20 protein-coding genes are annotated in these 22,129 nt (G+C 71.8%); 13 read left to right on the top strand and 7 right to left on the bottom strand.

Going from position 1 to position 22,129, the window contains the following annotated elements; all coding sequences use genetic code 11:
* Positions 1-133 precede the first annotated feature (133 nt).
* Complete coding sequence (locus AC3E6M_RS14890) at positions 134-1,141, bottom strand: phosphotriesterase family protein (RefSeq protein ID WP_490530392.1); 1,008 nt, start codon at positions 1,139-1,141, stop codon at positions 134-136.
* 86 nt (positions 1,142-1,227) lie between these two features.
* Between AC3E6M_RS14890 and AC3E6M_RS14895 the strand changes: the two genes are divergently transcribed.
* The 8 genes from AC3E6M_RS14895 (at position 1,228) to AC3E6M_RS14930 (ending at position 9,589) form a co-directional block, all read left to right on the top strand.
* On the top strand, positions 1,228-1,998 hold the full coding sequence (locus AC3E6M_RS14895; protein ID WP_138174534.1) for an amidohydrolase family protein: 771 nt from the start codon (positions 1,228-1,230) through the stop codon (positions 1,996-1,998).
* On the top strand, positions 1,995-2,456 hold the full coding sequence (locus AC3E6M_RS14900) for a cytidine/deoxycytidylate deaminase family protein (RefSeq protein WP_138174532.1): 462 nt from the start codon (positions 1,995-1,997) through the stop codon (positions 2,454-2,456). Before AC3E6M_RS14895 ends, AC3E6M_RS14900 begins: the two co-directional genes overlap by 4 nt.
* Complete coding sequence (locus AC3E6M_RS14905) at positions 2,453-3,052, top strand: cysteine hydrolase family protein (protein WP_490530393.1); 600 nt, start codon at positions 2,453-2,455, stop codon at positions 3,050-3,052. The genes AC3E6M_RS14900 and AC3E6M_RS14905 overlap by 4 nt, the downstream gene beginning before the upstream one ends.
* Before the next feature lie 125 nt (positions 3,053-3,177).
* Positions 3,178-4,752: an ABC transporter substrate-binding protein gene (locus AC3E6M_RS14910; RefSeq protein ID WP_490530394.1), complete on the top strand. Its 1,575-nt coding sequence runs from the start codon at positions 3,178-3,180 to the stop codon at positions 4,750-4,752.
* Between the two features lie 44 nt (positions 4,753-4,796).
* On the top strand, positions 4,797-5,843 hold the full coding sequence (locus tag AC3E6M_RS14915) for an ABC transporter permease (protein WP_292900573.1): 1,047 nt from the start codon (positions 4,797-4,799) through the stop codon (positions 5,841-5,843).
* Positions 5,836-7,563, top strand: a complete 1,728-nt coding sequence (locus AC3E6M_RS14920; protein ID WP_138174524.1) for a dipeptide/oligopeptide/nickel ABC transporter permease/ATP-binding protein — start codon at positions 5,836-5,838, stop codon at positions 7,561-7,563. Before AC3E6M_RS14915 ends, AC3E6M_RS14920 begins: the two co-directional genes overlap by 8 nt.
* Positions 7,560-8,336, top strand: a complete 777-nt coding sequence (locus AC3E6M_RS14925; RefSeq protein ID WP_138174522.1) for an ABC transporter ATP-binding protein — start codon at positions 7,560-7,562, stop codon at positions 8,334-8,336. The genes AC3E6M_RS14920 and AC3E6M_RS14925 overlap by 4 nt, the downstream gene beginning before the upstream one ends.
* Positions 8,333-9,589 (top strand): metal-dependent hydrolase family protein, encoded by a 1,257-nt coding sequence (locus tag AC3E6M_RS14930; RefSeq protein WP_138174520.1) that lies wholly within the window; start codon positions 8,333-8,335, stop codon positions 9,587-9,589. The genes AC3E6M_RS14925 and AC3E6M_RS14930 overlap by 4 nt, the downstream gene beginning before the upstream one ends.
* Before the next feature lie 15 nt (positions 9,590-9,604).
* Here AC3E6M_RS14930 and AC3E6M_RS14935 read toward each other — a convergent pair whose 3' ends face one another.
* The 6 genes from AC3E6M_RS14935 to AC3E6M_RS14960 all read right to left on the bottom strand — a co-directional run bounded on the left by AC3E6M_RS14935 (position 9,605) and on the right by AC3E6M_RS14960 (position 14,463).
* Entirely contained in the window at positions 9,605-10,288 is a 684-nt protein-coding gene (locus AC3E6M_RS14935; protein ID WP_138174519.1) for an alpha/beta fold hydrolase, read from the bottom strand.
* A 15-nt stretch (positions 10,289-10,303) separates the two neighbouring features.
* Positions 10,304-10,813 carry a RidA family protein gene (locus AC3E6M_RS14940; protein ID WP_138174517.1) on the bottom strand — a complete coding sequence of 170 codons (510 nt, stop codon included), beginning with the start codon at positions 10,811-10,813 and terminating at the stop codon, positions 10,304-10,306.
* Positions 10,810-11,451 carry a cyclase family protein gene (locus tag AC3E6M_RS14945; protein ID WP_138174515.1) on the bottom strand — a complete coding sequence of 214 codons (642 nt, stop codon included), beginning with the start codon at positions 11,449-11,451 and terminating at the stop codon, positions 10,810-10,812. The genes AC3E6M_RS14940 and AC3E6M_RS14945 overlap by 4 nt, the downstream gene beginning before the upstream one ends.
* Before the next feature lie 51 nt (positions 11,452-11,502).
* Positions 11,503-11,871: a cupin domain-containing protein gene (locus AC3E6M_RS14950; RefSeq protein ID WP_483820801.1), complete on the bottom strand. Its 369-nt coding sequence runs from the start codon at positions 11,869-11,871 to the stop codon at positions 11,503-11,505.
* Between the two features lie 117 nt (positions 11,872-11,988).
* Positions 11,989-13,503, bottom strand: coding sequence for a high affinity choline transporter 1 (locus tag AC3E6M_RS14955; RefSeq protein ID WP_171024254.1), 1,515 nt, complete (start codon positions 13,501-13,503; stop codon positions 11,989-11,991).
* 303 nt (positions 13,504-13,806) lie between these two features.
* Positions 13,807-14,463 carry a TetR/AcrR family transcriptional regulator gene (locus AC3E6M_RS14960; RefSeq protein WP_138174511.1) on the bottom strand — a complete coding sequence of 219 codons (657 nt, stop codon included), beginning with the start codon at positions 14,461-14,463 and terminating at the stop codon, positions 13,807-13,809.
* Positions 14,464-14,558: 95 nt separating this feature from the next.
* Here AC3E6M_RS14960 and AC3E6M_RS14965 point away from each other — a divergent pair, with 95 nt between their 5' ends.
* From AC3E6M_RS14965 to AC3E6M_RS14985, 5 genes are all read left to right on the top strand, one after another.
* A complete protein-coding gene (locus AC3E6M_RS14965; protein ID WP_490530398.1) occupies positions 14,559-15,386 on the top strand; it encodes an urea amidolyase associated protein UAAP1 in 828 nt (275 codons plus the stop codon).
* Between the two features lie 11 nt (positions 15,387-15,397).
* The gene (locus AC3E6M_RS14970) at positions 15,398-16,078 is read left to right on the top strand and encodes an urea amidolyase associated protein UAAP2 (protein ID WP_138174507.1); all 681 of its coding nucleotides are present in this window, start codon (positions 15,398-15,400) and stop codon (positions 16,076-16,078) included.
* The gene (uca, locus tag AC3E6M_RS14975; protein WP_490530399.1) at positions 16,075-19,677 is read left to right on the top strand and encodes an urea carboxylase; all 3,603 of its coding nucleotides are present in this window, start codon (positions 16,075-16,077) and stop codon (positions 19,675-19,677) included. The genes AC3E6M_RS14970 and uca overlap by 4 nt, the downstream gene beginning before the upstream one ends.
* Positions 19,674-21,344, top strand: coding sequence for an allophanate hydrolase (locus AC3E6M_RS14980; protein WP_138174503.1), 1,671 nt, complete (start codon positions 19,674-19,676; stop codon positions 21,342-21,344). Before uca ends, AC3E6M_RS14980 begins: the two co-directional genes overlap by 4 nt.
* Positions 21,341-22,129: N-acyl homoserine lactonase family protein (locus AC3E6M_RS14985; RefSeq protein WP_138174501.1), on the top strand; the 789-nt coding region annotated here is incomplete at its 3' end. The genes AC3E6M_RS14980 and AC3E6M_RS14985, both read left to right, overlap by 4 nt.

Raw genomic sequence — 22,129 nt, forward strand, 5'->3', positions numbered from 1 at the left:
TCTCTCGGGGGACGACGCCGCCGCGATCGCTGATCGAAACAGCCCGGCAACACGCGCGCGCGACGATGACGGGGTGCCACCGCTCCACCGCCGTCGATCCACGGAAGCCGGGTCGCGGTGCGGGCGGTGGGGGTCAGCCCCGATCGAGCAGGGTGGCCGGCTCCGTGATCAGCATCCGGTCGATGCGCGCAGCAGGCACTCCCGCCCGCTCCAGGACGGGCACGATGCGGCGGACGACGTGGCCGTACCCCATGCCGCCGTGGCGGGCGAGCTGGCCCTTCGTCCACACCGAGGCCGACATCGTGATGCGGGCATCGGGGCGGTCTTCGCACAGGTCGAGCAGGAAGGCGAGGCGCTCGCCGTCGGTGGCATCCCGCGCGCCGTCCGCGAAGTAGTTCTCGCTTCCGAACGCGAACTCCACGACGGCGCCGGTGTCGACGATGTCGCGCACGTACGCGGCATCCAGGACCTTGTCGATGTTGCAGAACAGGATGCGGCGGGGGTCCATGCCTTCGTCGGCCAACAGTGCCGCGACCTCCGGCCCGCGCCGGGCGGCGGCATCCAGGCGGATCGAGACGGCGCAACGCGCCTCGACGGCGGCGGAAGCGGCCGCGCGCAGCGCTCGCTCCTCGGGGAGGGTGATCTCGGCACTGGTGCCCATGAGCCCGAGCAGACCGGCCGGGAAGTCGGCGCCGGGGACCGCCCGGGAGAGCGCTTCCTCGAACGCCGCGCGCATCGCGTCGTCGGTCTGCGCCTTCCACTCCGCGGGGAGCGTCTTGTCGATGTAGCTGCCGTAGGCGGCGACGATGTGGACGCCGGCGCGTCGGGAGATCTCCGGCAGGCGCGACGGATCGGGTCCCATCCCCACCGACGTCGCCTCGACGACCGCCTGCAGCCCGTCGCCGTGGGCGAGGGCGAGTTCCTCGACGGCGACGTCGGCGGAATCCAGGTAGAGGTTGTCGGGCAGCGCCAGCCAGTTCCACCGCAGGTCGCCCAGCGTCTCCGCGCGAACCTCCCCGTCCCACCATGTGCCCTCACGGGTGGGGCGACGCAGATGCCGGGAGTCGGCGAGCACGTGCTCGTTGGTGGAGGTCCGCCCCAGCTGGGACGGCTCGATCGGCCCGAGAACGGTCTGGATCATGACAATGGCCCCCGGGGTTTCATTTTGGATCCGATCTAGTGTCAAATGGATCCTATCAACGAGTCCCGAGCCGAGGAGGGCGATCGATGCAGATCATCGACGCGTACAACACCACGCAGAACGTCCGCGGACGTTCGGACTACCTCTCGGGAGCGCGCCCCGGCGAGGAGCCGCCCGCACACGTTCCGTTCGACCCGCGCCGCATCATCGACCGCATGGATGCCGCGGGCGTCGACATGGCGATGGTGTGCTCGCTGGCGCAGCGGATCGAGAACGACTTCATCATCGGGCTGCAGGATGCGCACCCCGACCGATTCATCGGGTTCGGACAGGTCATGCCGCAGGCCGACGACGCGATCGACGAGATCACCCGGCTCGCCGAAGCCGGCATCCGCGGACTGAAGCTTCACCCGAGCATGCACGGGTACCACGTGGCCGACCACGGGCTCCTCGACCCGGTCTTCCGGGAGTGCGCCCGGCACGGGATGACGGTGATCATCAACGCGCTGGATGACGCGTTCTGCGCGCCGTTCGCGATCGAGGAGATCGTCAAGGATCACCCGGACGTGCCGACGATCATCGCGCACATGGGTGCCGTATGGAACGTCCCCGAGGCGATCATCGTCGCCGAGCGTCGCGAGAACGTGTACCTCGAGACCTCCGCGACGCTCATGGCGGACGTCAAGCGCGCCTACGCCCGCCTCGGCGCCGCGAAGATCCTCATGGGCACCGAGTGGCCCGGCTCCGACTTCGACCTCGAGCGCCTGAAGATCGCCAAGGTCGTGACCGACCCCGCCGACCGGGCGCTCGTGGAGGGCGGCAACTTCGCCCGACTCCTCGGACTGGATGCCGGATGACCGCCGCCTCCGCTCGCCCGCTCCTCGACGGCATCCCCGACGGGATGGATGAGCCGGATGCCGCTCTGCTCGGGCGGGCTCTCGACCTGTTGCGTCGCCGGTACGTCGTGGGGCGCCACGAGGTCGCCAGCGCCTTCCGCCTCGCGGACGGGTCGGTCGTGACGGGCCTGCACGTGGAGTCCAGCGCCGGGCGGGCGTCGATCTGCGCGGAGTCCGCCGCGGTGAGCGCCGCGGCCGCCTCCGGAGAGGCGGTGCGCTCCATCGTGTCGGTGCTGCGCCGCCCCGCGGGGACGGAGCACCTCATCGAGCCGTGCGGCGTGTGCGCCGAGCTGCTGACGGAGCACGCCCCGGACGCGCGGGTGTGGGTCTCCTCGCACGGGGAGCACGTCGCGGTCGAGGTGGGGGAGCTGCTGCCCTTCGCCCACGTCCGTTCCGGGCGGTTCGGAGGGGCGGCATGACCGCGGTGTGGGAGGGCGTGGAGCGTCCCGTGCTCGTGGTCGTCGACATCCAGGGCGGCGCCGGGACCGAGCCGACCGCGGGAATCCCCGTCATGGACGGAAGGGCGGAGCGGGCTCCGCGCGTCCGGGATCTCATCGCCGCGTGCCGTGAGAACGGTGTGCCGGTGGTCTTCATCCAGGAGGTCCACAAGCCGAGCCTGGTGGACATCGGGCGCGAGCTCGACGGCGCCGAGGGAGTCCACTGCATCGAGGGCGACCCCGGGACCGAGCTCGCCGCGTGGCTGGAGCCGCGCCCGGAGGAGTTCGTCATCCGCAAGCGTCGGTACTCGGCGTTCTTCGCCACGGAGCTCGAGCTCGTCCTGAAGTCCTATCGGGCGGACACGGTTCTGCTGGTGGGAGGGCTCACCGACGTCTGCATCCACTACACCGCCGTCGACGCCCATCAGCACGACTACCGCGTGCGGGTGCTGACGGACTGCGTCGCCGGGTCCAGCAGGCGCGCGCACGACGCCGCGCTGGAGGCGATCGCCTACCTCCAGCGGGACTCCCTCATCACCGCGGCCGATGTCGCGGACGGGCTGTTCTCGCGCTCGTGACGATCCGTAACATATCTGAAACAATATTGGATGCGTAAATAAACATTTTGGATCCAAAATGGAACTGCCCGCCACCGTGGCGACGCGCCCCGAATGCTGTACCCGAACACCTGGGAGAACCCATCATGACGAGAACACGGACGCTCGCCGGTATCGCCTTGGCGGCCGCTGCGGCTCTGACCGTCACCGGTTGCGCCGCCTCCACCGCCCCCGATGCGGGTGGTGGAGCCGTCGCCGACACCATCAACACCGAGCTCTGGTACGCCCCGGCGACCTTCGACCCGGCAAAGGCGACGGCGACGTCGGACCTGTACACCGCGCGTCTCGGATTCGACACGCTGCTGCGACAGGGTGACTCCGAGCCGCTCGTCGGTGGACTCGCCACGGAGTGGACGGCCAACTCCGCGTCGGATTACACCTTCACCATCCGCAAGGGAGCGACGTGCGCGGACGGCACGGCGATCACGCCCAGCGTCGTGGCGGCATCCTTCGAGTACCTCGTCGGCCTCGACGACAGCGGCGCGAAGACGTGGAAGGCGCAGGCCTTCGGGCCCGGAACCCCCACCTTCGCCGCGGACGACGCCGCGGGAACCGTGGAGATCTCGCTCACCGCGCCCTACTCTCAGATGCTCAGCGGTCTGACCCGCCCCGGCACCGGGATCATCTGCCCCGCGGGTCTCGCCGACCCCGAGGGCCTCGCGGCTGGAACGGTCGCCGACGCCTTCTCCGGCCCGTACACCCTCACCGAAACCGTCGCGGGAAAGAGCGCGAAGTACACCCTCCGCGACGACTACGACGCGTGGCCGGCGTGGACGACCGTGCAGGGCACGCCCGCGAAGACGCTCAACCTGACGGTCCAGGCCGACCTCAACACCAGCGCCAACCTGCTCGAGTCCGGCGGTGTGGACGTCGCCCGCTTCTACGACTCGAACTTCACCCGTTTCGAGGACAAGCCCGGCTACAGCGCGGTCACGTTCTCGAGCTCGGCCTACAACCTCGTGTTCAACGAGGACCCGAACTCCGGCTCGATCTTCGCCGGTGACAAGGCGCTGCGGACCGCGGTGACCCAGGCGATCGACCCCAACGCCTTCAACCAGGCCAGCCTCGACGGGCTGGGCGAGCCGCAGTTCACGGTCAACAGCGCCAGCTACTCGTGCGCTCTCAACGAGCCCTCGCTGCTGTCGTCGTACGACCCGGCCGCGGCCGCACCCGTGCTCGCGGGCAAGACGATCCGCCTGCTGATCATGTCCAACTGGAACCCGGCCGCGGACTACCTCGCCGAGTCGCTGCGCGCCGCGGGCGCGACGGTCCAGGTGAGCGCGCCCGACCCGGCCGACTGGTCGAAGCAGATGCGTACGCAGCCCGAGACGTGGGACCTCGCTGTCGCCGCTGAGAACGCCGAGGCCGGACTCATCCACCTCTCCATCGCGCGCTACCTCGGACCGACCTACGCCAACGGCGGCACCAACGTCGCATACACCGACAACCCCGAGGGCGTGGCCGCCTACGAGGCGGGCATGGCCGCGACGGACCAGGCCGCACAGTGCGCGGGCTTCGAAGAGGCGCAGCGCACCATCCTCGAGCGGGTCGACATGATGCCCCTCATCACCGACACCCACCGCTACGTCGCTCGCGACGGCTTCGCCACCCACGTGCTGTCCGGGTACTGGGACCCGACGGCCATGCGCATCACGGGCTGACCCCCACCCGTCGCCCGGACCGGATCACGAGAGAAGAGGACGCGATGTCATCGCAGATCGCCGATACTCCTGCGACCTCCGGTCCGGGCGACGGCGCCACCGAGGAGTCGCCCCGCGCGGCCGGTCTCGGTGGCGCCTGGCGCGCCTTCCTGATCCGACGCGGCATCGGGCTGGTGATCAACCTCGCCCTCCTGGTCGTGGTGACCTTCCTCATCGTCCAGCTGATCCCCGGTGACCCCGCGACCGCGATCGCCGGCGAGAACGCCACGCTCGCCCAGGTCGAACTGGTGCGTCAGCAGCTCGGCCTGAACGAGCCGCTGCCGGTCCAGTTGTGGAACTACGTCGTCGCCGTCGCCCAGGGGGACTTCGGCGACTCGTTCAAGTACCGCATTCCGGCGATGGACGTCGTGATGGCGGCGGCACCGAACACCCTGGCGCTGACGATCCCCGCCGTGATCCTGCTGCTGGTCCTCGGTCTCGCCCTCGGCATGACCATCGGCGTCCTCACCCGTAACGGGCGCCGCCGCGCGCTCGACCTCGGGTTCAACGGCGTGACCGCCCTCATCTCCTCCATCCCCACCTACGTCCAGGCGACGGCCTTCGTCGTCATCTTCGCCGTCATCCTGCGTGTGCTTCCCCCGGCCTACTCGCCCGCGTACAGCCTCGGCACCGCCGCGATCCTCCCGATCGCCTCGCTGACGCTGGGCGGACTGTGCTCGGTCGCGCGAATCGTGCGGCGAGAGACCGCGGTCATCCTCGAGCAGGACTACATGCGCTCCGCGCGCGGGTGGCGCCTCCCCGCCCTGACGATCTACGCGCGGCACATGCTGCCCAACCTCCTCACGACGGCCCTGACCCTGTCGGGCATCATCCTCACCGCCCTGCTCGGGTCCGCGCTCATCACCGAGGCGGTGTTCGCCTGGCCGGGGCTCGGCAGCGTGATCGTGCAGGCGATCGCGGTCGACAAGGACTATCCCGTCATCCGTGCCGCCGTCTTCGTCATCGGGGTGATCTCGCTCGTGACGACGCTGATCATCGACATCGTGCTGGGCGTCATCGACCCGCGAACCCTGGGAGAGCAGCGTGGCTGACACCCTTCCCCCGGCCCTCCTGGCCGATATCCCCGCCAAGCCGCGCGCCTTCCGATGGAACGTGCCGCTGGTCGTCGGCGTCGGGCTGCTCGGGCTCGTCGCCCTGGTCGCGATCTTCGCGCCGTTGCTGTTCGGCACGGCGGCGACGCAGCTGGGCGGCTCACCGAACCTCCCCTCCACGCCCGACCATCCGCTGGGAACCGACACCCTCGGCCGCGACATGCTCGCCCGCACCCTCGTCGCGACCCAGCCGACGGTGTTCATGGCCGTGTCCGCGACGGCGCTGTCGGCGATCGTCGGCATCGCCCTCGGGGTGGCGACGTGGCTCGCCCCGCGTCGTCTGCGCGAGCTGAGCCTGCGGGGCATCGAGTTCGCGATCAGCTACCCCACGATGCTCGTGGCGATCATCATCGCCGCCGTCCTCGGGCAGGGCGTCGTGCAGTTGGTGATCGCGATCGCGATCGCCAACATGGCCGGGTTCGCGCGCCTGACCGCGAACCTCGCCGCCAAGATCGCCTCGAGCGAGTACGTCCAGACGGCGCGCCTGCTCGGTGTGCCGGCGCATAGGCTCGCCCTCCGCCACATCCTCCCCAACATGGCCGAACCGACCCTCATCCTCATCGCCGGGGCCTTCTCCGGGTCGCTGGTCGAGATCTCGGGTCTGTCCTTCATCGGGCTGGGGCCGCAGTCGCCGGCTTTCGACTGGGGGCGTCTGCTCAGCGAGGGGCTCAGCAAGATCGTGGTCAACCCGATCGTGATCGTCGGTCCGGCCGTCGCGCTCACGATCACCTCGCTCGCGGCGCTGCTGGTCGGTGACGGTCTCGCGGCCGCGGCCAACCCGCGGTCGAACACCGACCGTGCACGTCTGCTGAAGGCCCCGGGAGCGCCGTCGATCGCCCGCGATCCACGCGACCTGGTGGTCGTGGACGGGCTCGACGTGCAGCACGCCGGGAGTGGGCGGGCTCTCGTCTCGGACGTGTCCTTCACGATCCGCCGCGGCGAGATCCTCGGCATCGTCGGAGAGAGCGGCTCCGGCAAGTCCGTCACCGCCTCGGTCGTCGGACGTCTCCTCGGGGAAGGGCTCCACGCCCGCGCCCGCACGCTGACGCTCGACGGCACCGACCTGACGGGCCGGGTGTCCGACCGGTTCCTGGCCGAGCGCATCGGATTCGTCTACCAGGATCCCGGCACCGCGCTCAATCCGGCGTTGATCCTCGGCATCCAGCTCACCGACGTCCTGCGCGTGCGGCTGCGGCACACCCGCCGCGCCGCCATGCATCTGCTCGTGCAGCGGTTCCGGTCGGTGATGCTCACGGATCCGGAGGGCCGTTTGCGGCAATACCCCCATCAGCTGTCCGGCGGCATGAAGCAGCGCGCGATGATCGCCTCCGCGATGAGCACCGAACCGGCGCTGCTGATCGCCGACGAGCCGACCACGGCGCTCGACGTCACCGTCCAGCGAGAGGTCCTCACCCTGATCAAGCGGATGAACGCCGAGTCCGGTACCTCCATGCTGTTCATCTCGCACGACCTCAGCGTCGTGCGGGCCCTGTGCGACCGGGTGCTGGTGATGAAGGACGGCCGCATCGTCGAGCGGATCGACGAGGTGCGCGGGATGACGGAGGATTCCGTCACCCACCCCTATACGAAGCGACTGCTGGCCGCGTCTCCCGTGGTGGAGGTCGGCGTCGGATCCGTCGGTCAGGAGGACGGGCGATGAACGCAGCGATGGTCGTCGTGGAGGACCTCCGGGTCCGATACGGCGCGGTCACGGTCCTGGACGGAGTGTCGCTCGAGGTGCCCCGCGGACGCACCGTGGGCGTCGTCGGTGAGTCCGGGTCGGGCAAGTCCACGCTGGCGAAGGTCCTCGTCGGCGTCGCGTCCCCGAGCCACGGACGCGTCGACGTCGACGGCACCGACCTCTCGCGCGTGCACGGTCGACGGGCGACGTACGCCCACCGGCGGCGCGTGCAGATGATCCCGCAGGATCCGTACTCCTCGCTCTCGCCGCGGCGCACGATCGGGCAGACCCTGGCCGAGGCGCTCGACCCGCGGCGGGGCCGTGTCGCGCGTTTCGAGGATCGGATCGCCCACGAGCTCACGCGCGTCGGGCTCTCCGGCGACATGATGCACCGCTATCCCCACGAGTTCTCCGGCGGTCAGCGGCAGCGCGTCGCGATCGCCCGCAGCCTCATCATCGATCCCGCCTTCGTGATCGCGGACGAGATCACCTCGGCCCTGGACGTGTCCGTCCAGGCGCAGATCCTCGACCTGCTCGCCGAGATCAAGGCCGAGCAGGACCTGTCGATGATGTTCATCTCGCACAACCTCGCCGTCGTGCAGCGGGTCAGCGACGTCGTCGCCGTCATGCACCGCGGACGCATCGTCGAGAGCGGGCCGGTGGAGCAGGTCTACGCCGACCCTCAACACTGGTACACCCGCCGCCTGCTGGAGGCCGACCCCGGTTCGCCCGGATTCCGGCTCGACGTATGAGTGCACGACTGCCCGAGGTTCCGGCGGCGTCGGGCGACGTGCGCCTGACGGGCGCCACGGTCATCGACGGCACCGGCGCGGAGCCGCTCGACGACGTCGAGATCGGCATCCGCGGGGATCGCCTCGTCTACGTCGGTCCGCGCCGCGGCGGTGACGTCCCGGGTCGCGAGATCGACCTGCGGGGCCGATGGGTGCTGCCCGGCTTCGTCGACGCGCACGTGCACCTCGTGATGAGTACGAACGTGGATGCCGAGACGCAGCGGCTGTGGTTCCCCGAGGAAGCCGTCGTCGCGGCGATCGGCAACCTGCGGTCGACGCTCGAGGCGGGGGTCACGACTGCGCGCGACCTGAGCGGACTGACGCCCGGATACCGTTCGGCGATCGCCTCCGGAGCCCTCGTCGGTCCGCGTCTGCACCTCGCGATTTCGATGCTCTCGCCGACCGGAGGGCACGCGGACCCCGTGAACGCGAACGGCTCGCTGCCCGCGTGGGCCGAGCGCGGGCTGGCGTCGGGGTGCGCGGTCGTCGACACCCTCGACGAGGTCGTCCGCACTGTCCGCGCTCTCGTGCGCACGGGTGCCGACGTGATCAAGGTCTGCACGTCCGGCGGGGTCCATTCCCCGCACGATTCCCCGAGCGACACGGGGCTCCCGCGCGAGCACGTCGCCGCGATCGTGACCGAGATGGCCGGTCGCGCCGGTCAACCCGTGACCGCCCACGCCCAGACCGATGCGGCCGTGCGCGCGGCGGTCGAGGGCGGGGTGGCCAGCATCGAGCACGGCTACGACCTCAGCGACGAGACGATCGCGCTGATGCGCGATCGCAGTGTCGTGCTGGTGCCGACGCTCAGCACTCTCCTGCGCGTCCCGCCCGGCCCGGCGGACCCGGTGCGTCAGGCCCGCCAAGAGCGCGGCCTCGCGTCGATCTCCGCGGCGGTCGCCGCGGGCGTCCCGATCGCCCTGGGAACGGATGCCGGGATCCACGAGCAGGGCCGCAACCTCACCGAGCTCGCGCACCTGGTGCGTGTCGGTCTGTCTCCCCTGGCCGCCGTGCACGCCGGCACTCTCGCGGGCGCCCGTCTCCTCCGCCTCGACGGCGACCTGGGATCCGTGGAGGCGGGCAAGCTCGCCGACCTCGTGATCGCCGACGTCGACCCGCTCCGCGACATCGCGGCGCTGGCGGATCCGCAGCGCGTGCGCGCCGTGGTCCAGAGCGGACGGTTCGTGAAGGATCTCGACGCCCTGTCTCGCTGAGGCGTCGAGACCTCGTCACTCGGCGAGGGACGACCGCGCCGCGTCGATGATCGCGACGACGGCTTCGGGGGCGGCGTACGGGATGGCGTGGCTGGTCGCGACCGTCCGGATGTGCGCGCCCGCGCGAGCGGCCATGTGCTTCTGGCCCTCGAGGTGGATGTGCTTGTCGTCCTCCGCGATCAGGTACCAGGACGGGCGCGTGCGCCAGGCGGCGGGGCCGCTGCGCTCGGTGAAGATGGCGTCGGCCGAGGTCCGTCGATCGTGGAGGCGCCGCTCCCACACGTCCAGGGGAACGTCCCAGGCCAGCGCCTGCCGTGCGGCGGGCGAATCGTCCGGGATCCAGCTGCCGTCTTCGCCGCGCGAGAACCAGGTGCCGACCTCGGCTTCGGGGTACTGCCCGACCAGTTCCTGGATGTTCTCGCCCTCGTCGGGAACCCACGCCGCGATGTAGACGAGGCCGCGCACGCGCGGGTGCGTGCCCGCGCCGGTGATGATGGAGCCCCCGTACGAGTGTCCGACGAGCAGCACCGGCCCGTCGATGTCGTCGATGATCCGCGTGATGGTCGCGACATCGTCGTGGAGGGACTGCGAGGGGGTGTCCGACACGGTGACCGGGATGCCGGCCGCCTCGAGCAGCGGGACGACCGAGGACCAGGACTGGGCGCTGCCGCCCGAGCCGTGAACGAGAACGACATGCATGAGGACTCCGGAGATTCAGGTGAGGGGGCGGGCTTCGAAGCTCAGCCAGAGCTCGAAGCTGTTGCGGCGCGTGAGGCTCGTCGCGCCGATGCTCGCTCGGCCCACGGCACCGATCTCGGGGCCGAAGACGTCGAGGAAGAGATCGGTGGCGCCGTTGGAGACCTCATTGAGTCGGTCGAAGTCCGGGGCGCACAGGACGAAGCACAGCGCGCGCGAGAGCCCGGCGACGGCGTCGAGCGATCCCACGGCGAGCCGGATCAGGCCGAGGCTGTTGATCGCGGTCTGGCGGGCGGCATCCTGAGCGTCGGCGAGCGACACCTCGGTGCCGACGACGCCCGGATGTACCTGCGCGCCGTCGCGCGTCTCGGGGGTGATCCCGCTGAGCTCGACGAAGTCGCCGGTGCGGTGGAACGCCTTGAGTCCCGCGCCGTAGCGCCCGCCGTACGGGGGGTTCGTGTAGTCCGGGATCCGCAGGCCCAGCTCGGCCGCGCGCTGCTCCGCCGACATCGAGAAGGAGGCCGTCATGCGCCGGGGAGCGTCAGGAGCACCGTCGGCGCCGGTGCCGCTTCGCGCCCCTCGAAGGGGATGGGCTGGCAGACCAGGTAGTAGTCGCCCGGCTCGGCCGCGGCGAGGTTCGCGTTCTCGAGGATGACGACGCCGGCGTTGCACAGGATGACGTGCGTCGGCCACTCGACGGTGTGGTCGGGCGCCTCCATGGTCATGTAGTCGTTCGCCGCGAACACCACGCCGTTGTCGACGAGCCACTGCGCGCCCGACGGGCCGAGACCGACCCACGTCTCGCTCTTCTCGGTGCGGGTGAGGGCGTCGGTGGAGTTGCGGGTCTTGAAGAGCACGCGCTTCGCGCCCTCCGCGCCGGCCGCGATGAGATCGTCGGCGGTGATCTCCTTCTCGACGTGACGGAGGTCGAGGACGCGCGCCTCGCCGATGGTGTGGTCGATCGGGAGCGAGTCGACGGTCGTGCCGCCCTTGACGAAGTGGCTCGGCGCATCGACGTGCGTGCCGGTGTGGGCGCCGATGAGCCACCGCGAGACCTCGCTGGGGCTGGTGTCGGAGATCTCCTCCACCATCTCGTACGTCGGGCGGCGACCCCAGTGCAGCATCTCGGGGTGGACGGGGATGCTCAGATCGATGATGCGTGGCATGGATCGCGGTCTTTCAGAGGGGAGAGGGCAGGAGGGTGGGCGCGAGATCGCTCAAGCGGCGGGCTTGTAGACGACGTAGAGCTTGCGGACGGGGTCGATGACGTTCCACACTCCCGTCCATCCGATCGGGAAGTACGCGGCGCTGCCGGCGGTGAGCTCGACCGGCTCCTCGCCGTCGCGCTGGACGGTCATGCGTCCGGCGAGGATGTGGACGATCTCGCCGCGGGTGAGGAACTCCCACCGCGACGTGCCCGGGTCGCTCTCCCAGATTCCGGAGATGATCGTGCGGTCGTCGTTCACGAACTGGACCTTGCCGCGGACGATGATCTCGCCGGCCAGCGGCTCGGCGTTCGGCGGGGCGAGGGGCTTGGCCTCGAGCTCGGAGGAATCCACCTCGGCGGGGCGCATCACGAAAGTCACGATTGGATCCTAAAGCGGCAAGAATGGATCCGCAATACGGGATTCACCGCGCCGTGTGACGGGATCGATCGCACCGGCATCGGACGGCATCCGTCTCCCTCGCCCCGCGAGGTCGGGTCACGCCGGCACCTCCACGCCCTCGCGCTCCGAGGCCTCGCGCTCGGCCGCGAGGTCGGCCAGCACGGCGGCTTCGCGGTCGAGCTCCGGCGCGCGGCGGGGGAGCGCGAAGGCCAGGGCGACGTAGGTGCCGAACCCGATGACCGCCGACACGAGCGTCGCCCAGCCGTCGAACTCCGGACCGACGAGGTCGTTCGGGACGTGCAGGATGTCGTTGGGCACGCCGTAGAGCGTCGGGGTCAGGGCAAGCAGCGTCATGCGCACGACGAAGCCGACGACCATCGCGCCGAGGGCGGCGACGGCGCCCGGACGCTTCCAGAACACCCCGATGACGAACGGTGCCGCGAGGCACGCGAGCATCAGGTCGAAGGCGAGCGTGAGCAGGATGCCGGTCTGGCTCACGCGGATGGCGAGGAAGGCGCCGGCGATCACGAACGGGATCATGGCCAGACGCGTCCAGCGCAGCAGCGGGTCGGGGCCGCTGCCGGTGTGGCGGCGGACCGTGAAGACGTTGCGGACGGCGATCGCCGAGGTGGCGAGCATCGCCCCGGAGGCCGTCGAGAACGAGGCGGCGACGATGCCCGAGAGCACGAGGATCGCGATGATCGGCGGCGCGTAGTCGCCGAGCAGCTGGTACAGCACCGGACCGTTCTCGACCGAAAGCCCGAGCGTCGACGAGACGCTCAAGGCGACGATCGCGAAGACCGAACCGATCGCGGCGGTGAGCCCCGCGGCGATGAAGCACGAGCGCTGCGCGACGGACGGGCTCTTCGCCCCGAAGATGCGCTGCATGAAGTCGATCGCGACGATGTCGCCGATGGCCAGCGAGATGAGCGTCGCCCAGTTGATCGGGGCACCGGCTGCCGGGTCGGTGAGCTGCTGGAGGTCGAACGGCCCCATGCCCTCGGGGATCACGATGCCGTACGAGAACGCGACCCACGCGAGCAGGACGATCGCCGCCACGACGGTGATCGTGGTCTGGATCGCCGCGGTGTAGGCATCCGAGAACAGGCCGCCCGCGACGGTGTACGCGAGCACGAGGACGACGGCGAGCACCACGCCCCACGCGTAGGGGATGTTCGCGAAGCGCTCGAGCAGGAAGCCGCACGCGACGAGGTTGCCCGCGAGCAGGAACGTGAACGACACGATCATGAGCACGGATGCCAGCAGCTCCACGGGGCGTCCGTAGCGCAGGCGGAAGAAGTCGCCCAGCGTGAAGAGCTTCATGGCGTTCATGCGCTTGGCGAGGAACAGGCCGGTCAGCAGCAGGCAGACGGCCAGGCCGATCGCGAGCGACGCCCCCGACCAGAAGCCGAACTGCGACGTGAGGTCGGTGTTCCCCACGGTCGCGTTGGCGTCGACGGCGGCGGCGGTGAGGCTGACGGCGACGAGCGGCACGCCGAGACGGCGTCCGGCGACGAGGTAATTCGCGCTGTCGCCGTCGACCTTGCGTGCGACGACGATGCCGACGACGAGGATGAGGACGACGCTCAGCGCGACTCCGAAGATGATCATGGCGGGCTCCCGGCGATGAGGGGCGAATCGGGTTTCTGTTGCTTGACAGAAACAATCCGCTCGCCGGGGTCGCGCGTGGTTTCGGCCGTGTAAAAGGCGCGTGAAATCGCCCGCGGCGCCGGGCACTGGCATCCGGGGTGGGGTCCGGCATCCGGGTGAGGGTTGCGTGCGGGGGCCCCTCGACCCGCGAGACTGCACGCTGCTGACATCTCGGTTGCAGTCTGCAGTGGGTTTGTCAGCTGGGTGCAGTCTCGCGGCCACACCCGCCACGAGCCGGCCGCAAGCCGGCGGAACCCGCCGGCTTCAGCCCAGCGCCGCGAGCACGCCAGGGCCCGCCGCCGCGGCCCGCTCGCGCGTCGCGGCGTCGAGGTCGAGCACGCGCAATGCGGCGGCCGCGATCGTCGTGGCATCCAGGGGCGCCGTCTGTCCGCCCTTGCGCTGCAGGATCACGCTCTCCACCAGCGCCAGCACGAGCGCCGCGCCCGCCGCCGCGCCGGCGGCATCCACGCCGCATGCGGCCACGAACGTGCGGTAGGTCGTCTCGAGCTCGCCGCGACGCTCGCGGAACGGGTGGAACGCCGCGTCCGACACCTCGGGCAGCAGGTACAGCGCCCCGGTGTTGTGCGGCGCTTCGGCGAGGAGCGTGACGTCCGACACGCACAGCGCCCACAGGCGCGCGGCGGGCTCCTCGTCGCGCGCGAGCAGTTGCGCGGCGACGTCGAGCGAGGGCTGCACGGTGTCCAGGAGCAGCGCGAGCAGGATGTCCTGCTTGCGCGCGAAGTGGTGGTAGAGCGTGGCCTGACGGATGCCGGCGGCCTCGGCGATCGCGTGCGTGCTGGCCGAGCCGTACCCGCGCGTGCCGAACAGGGCGGCCGCAGCGGCGAGCACATCGGCGCGCGTGCCGAGTCCGGTGGGGGAGGAGCCGGATGCCCGGGGTCGTCCGGTTCTCGTCGGCGCCATGCCCCCACCGTACTCGGGCGCTTCGTAACGCCACCGAAACGCACGGGTGCTCTAATACCTGTCAACCGATAGAAAGGGATCCCATGGACGGTCGTGTGGATGCACTCGGAGACGTGGGACGGGCGCGGCAGGACGCCCGAGCCCGGGATGCGCGCTCACCGTGGATGCCGTATCTCCCGCCCTCGACGGCCCCGTTCCGGCCGGAGGGCGTCGCCGACGGCGACCTGCGCTGGGCCGAGACCGTCGCCCCCGGCGGGTACACGCACCTCCGGGTGGCCCGCGGAACGCGCCTCCGGCTCGCCGATCCCACCGGAGACGCGTGCGCCACGGTCGTCCTGTTCAACTCGGCGAACCCGGGGGAGCGCCTCAACGTCGCCGACACGCAGAAGATCCCGTGGCAGGCGTATCTCGGCGAGGGGCACCCGCTGCTCTCGGGCGACGGGCGCGTCCTCGCGACCATCGCCGCCGACACCTCCGGCCACCACGACGCCTTCTGCGGCACGACGAGCGACGCGTTCGCGATCGAGCGCTACGGCGACGCCGCGCCCGAGGGGCCTTCGCCGTCGGGCCACGGCCTGCTGCGGCTCGCCGCGAGCAAGCACGGCCTGACCTCTCGCGACCTGCCGCCGTCGGTGTCGTTCTTCCAGGGGGTGCGCGCGAACGCCGCCGGCGACCTCGAGTGGACCGGATCCGCCGGGCCGGGCGCCTCTATCGAACTCGTCGCGGAACTGCCGTTGATCGTGCTCGTCGCCAATGTCCCGCATCCGCTCGACCCGCGCGAGGACTACGTCGTGGGCCCGCTGCAGGTCACCGCCTGGGCGTCGCGCCCCACCGCGGAGGGCGATCCCGTCTTCTCCCTCACCCCCGAGCGCGAACGCGCCTACCGCAACACCATCGCCTACGCCGCCCTGGCCGGATCGTGAGGAGCCGTTCCATGAGCACCACCGTCCCCGATCGTCCCGTCCACGCCGACGGCGTCCCCCTCGACTGGTCCGAGCCGCTCGTCCCCGGCGAGGTCGTGCTCGATGAGCGCGTCGCCCCGCGCGGACCGTGGTCGGGCATCGTCCGCGCCGGCGACGTCCTGACGATCGTCGACGTGGGCGGCAACCAGTCCGCCGACTTCCTCGTCTACGCGGCCGACGACACCGACGAGCGGTACAGCGCCGCCGACACGATCGCGTGGCAGCGCAACGTCTACGTCCGCACCGGCACGGTGCTGCGCAGCAACCTGGGCCGCCCGCTCATGACGGTCGTCGGCAACGAGGTCGACCGGCAGGACACGATCGGCGGCGCCTGCTCGAAGGAGTCGAACACCCTCCGCTACGGGCACCACACCCTCTACCAGCACGGCTGCCGCGAGAACTTCCTCGCCGAGGCGGCCCGGTACGGGCTCGGCGCCCGCGACCTCGTCTCCAACCTCAATTGGTTCATGAACGTCCCCGTCGAGGCGGACGGCTCGCTCGGCATCGTCGACGGGATGTCGGCCCCCGGCAAGCGCGTGGCCCTGCGGGCGGAGCGCGACGTGCTCGTGATCGTGTCGAACTGCCCGCAGATGAACAACCCCTGCAACGACTTCAGCTGCACGCCGCTGCGCATGGTGGTGACGCGCCCGTGACCTCCTTCGCCACCCTGCTCGTCGCCAACCGCGGCGAGATCGCGCGCCGCATCATCCGGTCCGCGCGCGAGCGGGGCCTGCGCACCGTCGCGGTGTTCTCCGACGCCGACCGGGCCGCGCCCCACGTGCGCGAGGCCGACGAGGCGGTCCGCCTCGGCCCCGCGCCCGCGGCCGAGTCCTACTTGCGGGTGGATGCCATCCTGGCCGCGGCCCGTGCCACGGGTGCCGGTGCGATCCACCCCGGCTACGGCTTCCTCGCCGAGAACGCCGACGCCGCGCGCGCCGTCGAGGCGGCGGGGCTGGTGTGGGTCGGGCCGACGCCCGAGCAGCTCGAGGCCTTCGGGCTCAAGCACCGCGCCCGCGCGCTCGCCGAGGCCGCGGGGGTCCCGCTCCTCCCGGGCACCGGGGTGCTCGCCTCCCTCGACGAGGCCGAGGCCGCGGCATCCGTCATCGGATACCCCGTGATGCTCAAGGCCACCGGCGGCGGAGGCGGTATCGGCATGCGGGTGTGCGCGGATGCCGACGAGCTGCGCGCCGCGTACGACGCGGTGGTCCGTCAGGCCGAGGCGAGCTTCGGGACTCCGGGGGTGTTCCTGGAGAAGTTCGTGCGGCCCGCCCGCCACGTCGAAGTCCAGCTCTTCGGCGACGGCGCCGGGCGCGTCGCGGTGCTCGGCGACCGCGACTGCTCCCTGCAGCGCCGAAACCAGAAGGTCGTCGAGGAGGCCCCGGCTCCGGGTCTGCCGCCCGAGGTGCGCGCGGAACTCCACCGCACCGCAGCGGCCCTGGCATCCGGCATCCGGTACCGCTCCGCCGGGACGGCCGAGTTCGTCTACGACCCCGTCGCCGAGCGAGCGTACTTCCTCGAGGTCAACGCGCGCCTGCAGGTCGAGCACCCGGTCACCGAAGCCGTGTTCGGCGTCGACCTCGTCGGCCTCATGCTCGACCTCGCCGCGGGCGGCCCGGCCGCGCTCCCCGACGACCTGTTCGCCGGCCCTCGCGAACCCCGCGGACACGCGGTCGAGGCCCGCATCTACGCGGAGGACCCCGACCGCGGCAACACGCCGTCGACCGGACTCGTCACCGCCGTGCGGTGGCCCGAGGGCGAGGGCATCCGGGTCGACTCGTGGGTCGAGGCGGGCAGCGAGGTGTCGCCGTTCTACGACCCGCTGCTGGGGAAGGTCATCGCTCACGGCGCCGACCGTGACGCCGCCCTCGACCGGCTCTCCGCCGCGCTCGCCGACACGCGTATCGACGGCATCGTCACCGGCACCGGCATGATCCGCGAGGTCGTGAACGACCCGCGCGTCCGCGCCGTCCGACATGACACCGCGACCCTCGACGGAGCGCGCGACCCCGACCCGCGCATCGACGTCGTCGACGCGGGGATGCTCACGACCGTGCAGGACTTCCCGGGGCGGATCGGTTACTGGAAGGTCGGCGTTCCGCCGTCCGGGCCGATGGATGCCGTGTCCTTCCGCGAAGCCAACCTCGCCGTCGGCAACCCCGAGGGTGCGCCGGGCCTGGAGATCACCCTCACCGGACCGACGCTGCGCTTCAGCGTCGCCTCGGTCGTGGCCGTCACGGGGGCGGCGGCTCCGGTCGAGCTCGACGGCGCCCCGGCGCCGATGTGGGAGCCGATCGCCGTTCCGGCGGGCGGGGTGCTGCACGTAGGCGCCGCCGAGGGGCCGGGCATGCGCGTGTTCCTCGCCGTACGCGGCGGTCTCGACGTGCCGTCGTACCTCGGGAGCGCCTCGACCTTCACGCTCGGCGGCTTCGGCGGGCACGGCGGCCGCGCGCTCGTGACGGGTGACGTGCTGCGCCCCGGCGCCGCCGCGATCGCCGACCCGACGCCGACCCCCGCGGAACGGCGCCCGCACCTCGACGCGACGTGGGTCCTGGCCGTGACCGAGGGGCCGCACGGCGCCCCCGAGTTCTTCACGCGCGCCGACATCGACGCGCTGTACTCCGCGGAGTACCGCGTGCAGGTCAACTCCGCCCGCACCGGCGTGCGGCTCACCGGCCCGAAGCCGACGTGGGCGCGCACCGACGGCGGCGAGGCGGGCCTCCACCCCTCCAACATCCACGACACGCCCTACGCCGTCGGCGCGCTCGACTTCACCGGCGACACCCCCGTGCTCCTCGGCCCCGACGGGCCGAGCCTCGGCGGGTTCGTGTGCCCGGTGGTCGTGGCATCCGGGGATCTGTGGAAGCTCGGCCAGCTGCGGCCGGGAGACGTCGTGCGGTTCGCGCCGGTGCGCGAGGCCGACGCGGCCACGCTCGACCCGGCGATCGCCGCCCCCGCTCTCGTCGGCACCGGCGACGGCGACGACGGAGTGATCGCCGTGCGCGAGGCCGAGGTCGAGGGGGAACGCGTCCTCCGCCCGCGGACCACGTACCGCCGCGACGGCGACGACAACGTCCTCGTCGAGTTCGGCGACCAGGTGCTCGACCTGGGCCTGCGGATGCGCGTTCACGCGCTGCAGGAGCGCCTCGCGGAGGAGGCCCCGAGAGGGATCCTCGACGTCACTCCCGGCATCCGGTCGCTCCAGGTGCACACCGATGCGTCGGTGCTGCGCGCGTCGCAACTCGTCGGCCTGCTGCGCGAGCTCGACGACGACCTGCCGCCCACCTCCGAGCTCGTCGTGCCGTCGCGCGAGGTGCGGCTGCCGCTGTCGTGGGACGACCCCGCGACGCGTCTGGCGATCGAGCGGTACATGGCGGGCGTCCGCGACGACGCCCCCTGGACGCCGTGGAACATCGAGTTCATCCGCCGCATCAACGGCCTCGACAGCGTCGACGACGTCTACCGCACGGTGTTCGACGCGCAGTACCTCGTCATGGGCCTCGGGGACGTCTACCTCGGTGCACCGGTGGCGACGCCGCTGGATCCGCGGCACCGGCTCGTCACCACCAAGTACAACCCCGCCCGCACGTGGACCGCCGAGAACTCGGTCGGCATCGGCGGCGCCTACTTGTGCATCTACGGCATGGAGGGCCCCGGCGGCTACCAGTTCGTCGGCCGCACGGTGCAGATCTGGAACCGTTTCCGCCGCGGCGGGCTCTTCACCGAGAACCCGTGGGCGCTCCGATTCTTCGACCGCATCCGCTGGTACCCCGTCTCGCCTGAGGAGCTGCTCGATCTGCGCGCAGACGTGGATGCCGGGCGCGGGGACTTCGAGACCGTCGAGGGCGAGTTCGCCCTCGCGGAGTACGAGCGGTTCCTCGCCGCCGAGGCCCCGGGCATCGACGCGTTCCGCAACCGCCAGCGCCGCGCTTTCGACGAGGAGCGCGAGCGGTGGCGGATCAGCGGAGAATTCGACCGCGTGGACGACGCGCCCGTAGCGGCGCCGAGCGCCGGTCGAGAGCTGCCACCGGGCACAGTGGGTGTGACCGCGCCGTTCGCCGCCGCGGTCTGGCGTGTGGACGCGGCGCAGGGCGCGCCCGTCGAGAAGGAGCAGAAGATGATCGTGTTGGAGGCGATGAAGATGGAGACCCCGATCGGGTCGCCGGTGACGGGGACCGTCGCCGAGGTGTTCGTGCGACCGGGCGAGACCGTCGCCGCCGGTCAGCTGCTCGCCGCCGTGGCGGTGGACGCGTGAGCGCCGTCGACCGGGTCCGCGCCGCCTACGCCCGGATGCGCGAGGTCGACCGCCCCGAGGTGTGGATCACGGTCCGCGACGAGGACGACGCGCTCGCCGAAGCGGCCGAGGTCGACCTCGGCGTCGCGGCGGGGGAGCGCCTGCCGCTGGCCGGCACCGTCGTCGCGGTGAAGGACAACATCGACGTCGAGGGGATGCCGACGACGGCCGGGAGCCGCGCGTACGCGTACCGCCCCGAGCGCGACGCGACCTCGGTCGCCCGGTTGCGGGCCGCGGGAGCCGTGGTGATCGGAAAGACGAACCTCGACCAGTTCGCCACCGGACTCGTGGGCACCCGCAGCCCCTTCGGCGCCGTACGCAACGCGTGGGATCCGACGCGGATCTCGGGCGGCTCCAGCTCGGGGTCGGCGGTGGCCGTCGCTCTCGGCATCGTCGACCTCGCGCTGGGCACCGACACCGCCGGCTCCGGCCGCGTGCCCGCGGCGCTCAACGGGATCGTGGGCGTGAAGCCCACCGTGGGCCTCGTGCCGGCCACGGGCGTCGTCCCCGCGTGCCGCACCCTCGACTGCGTCACGGTGTTCGCGCGCGGGCTGTCCGACGCCCGCGCGGCCGCCGAGCTGCTGTCCGGCCCCGACGGGATCGACCCGCTCGGCCGCGAGGACCGCCCCGCCCCACCGCTCGACGCGCGCCCGCGGGTGGCCGTGCCCACGGCCGAGCACCTCGCGGGTCTCGCCGACGGGTGGGCCGAGGCCTTCGCCGGCGTCGTCGCGGCGCTCGCCGCGTCCGGCGTCGAGATCGTCGAGGTCGACATCGCCCCGCTGCTCGAGGCGGCCTCCCTGCTCTACGGCGGGGCCTTCGTCGCCGAGCGCACCGCGGCCGTCGGCGACTTCATCGCCGCGCACCCCGAGCTCGTCGGCACCGACCTCGATCCCACGGTCGCCGGGATCGTGCTCGGCGGTGCCGAGGCGCGGGCCGTGGACTACTTCCGCGACCGCGAGCGCCTCGATCGCCTCGGGGCCGAGGGGCTGCGCCGACTCGACGGGACCGTCGCGCTGCTCACGCCCACCACGACGTGGCATCCGACGCTCGACGAGGTCGCGGCCGACCCGGTCGGGGCCAACAGCCGCATGGGGCGGTACACGAACTTCGCCAACCTGCTCGACCGGAGCGCCCTGGCCGTGCCCGCCGGGGTCGTCGGCGGCCGCGCGTTCGGGGTGATGCTCACCGGCGCCCCCTTCGCCGATCGCACGCTCGCGCAGCTCGCCGAGCGCATCCAGGCGCCCGCGGTCGACCTGCTGGTCGTCGGTGCCCACTTGCGCGGGCAGCCGCTGAACCATCAGCTCGTCGCCGCCGGTGGGACGTTCGTCGCCGACGTGCAGACCTCGGCGGACTACCGGCTCTACGCCCTCGACACCGTCCCGCCCAAGCCCGGTCTGGCCCGCGTGGCCGCGGGGGGCGCGCCGATCGCGGGCGAGGTGTGGCGTCTGCCCGCGGCGGGCTTCGGGCGCTTCGTCGCCGACCTGCCCGCGCCGATGGGCATCGGCTCCGCTGTCCTCGCGGACGGTTCCCGCGTCGCGGGCTTCCTGTGCGAGGCCGTGGCCCTCGAGGGCGCGACCGACATCACTGCTCACGGTGGCTGGCGCGCGTACCGGGCGGCGACGGCGTGAGCTCGACGGTCGTCGACTTCGCGTCGCTCACGCCGCTGCGGCTGAGTGGGCGCCCACGCCGACTCGTCCCCATGGTCGTCGCGTACGAGCCGATCCCCGAGGCGGTCTCCCTGTACGGCGGCAGCACCTTCCGGTTCCTCCTGGAGCCGGTGACGGCCGTGGCGATCGTCTTCGACGAGGGCTGGGTGCTCGTCGACGGCGGATTCGACCCCGCGCGCATCCGCGACCGCGCCGTGCGCACGGCATCCTTCGACTACGAGAACTACGCGCCGATCGTGCCCCCCGGCGACCCGCTCGTCGACCAGATCGCCGAGGCGGGCTTGGCCCTCGGCGAGCTCGCGGCGGTCCTGCTCTCGCACGCGCACTTCGACCACACCGGCGGGGCCCGGCTGCTCGCGCGGGATCGGCCGCTCGTCCTGCAGCGGCGGGAATGGTGGCACGTGCGGCACGTGACCGACCCGCGCATGGCCTTCCTCCTCCGCGACGACCTCGACCGCGACGGCCTGACCCTGGCGCTGGTCGACGGTGACACCGAGCTCGCCGAGGGCCTGCGCGTCATCGACACCTCGGGGCACACACCGGGGCACCAGTCGTTCGTCGTCGAGCTGCCCGATCGCACCGTCGTGCTCGCGGGGGATGCCGCCGACCTCCTCGGCAACGTCGAACACGGCGTGCGCTGCGGCTCGACGGTGGGCGACGACGGCCCCGACCGCGCCGACCGGGCGGTCGCGCGCCTCGCGGCTCTGCACCGCACCCCCGGCACCGAGGTCTGGCCCGCCCACGAC

It is taken from the genome of Microbacterium sp. SCPM-O-B-15248 (M128) (assembly GCF_058214835.1).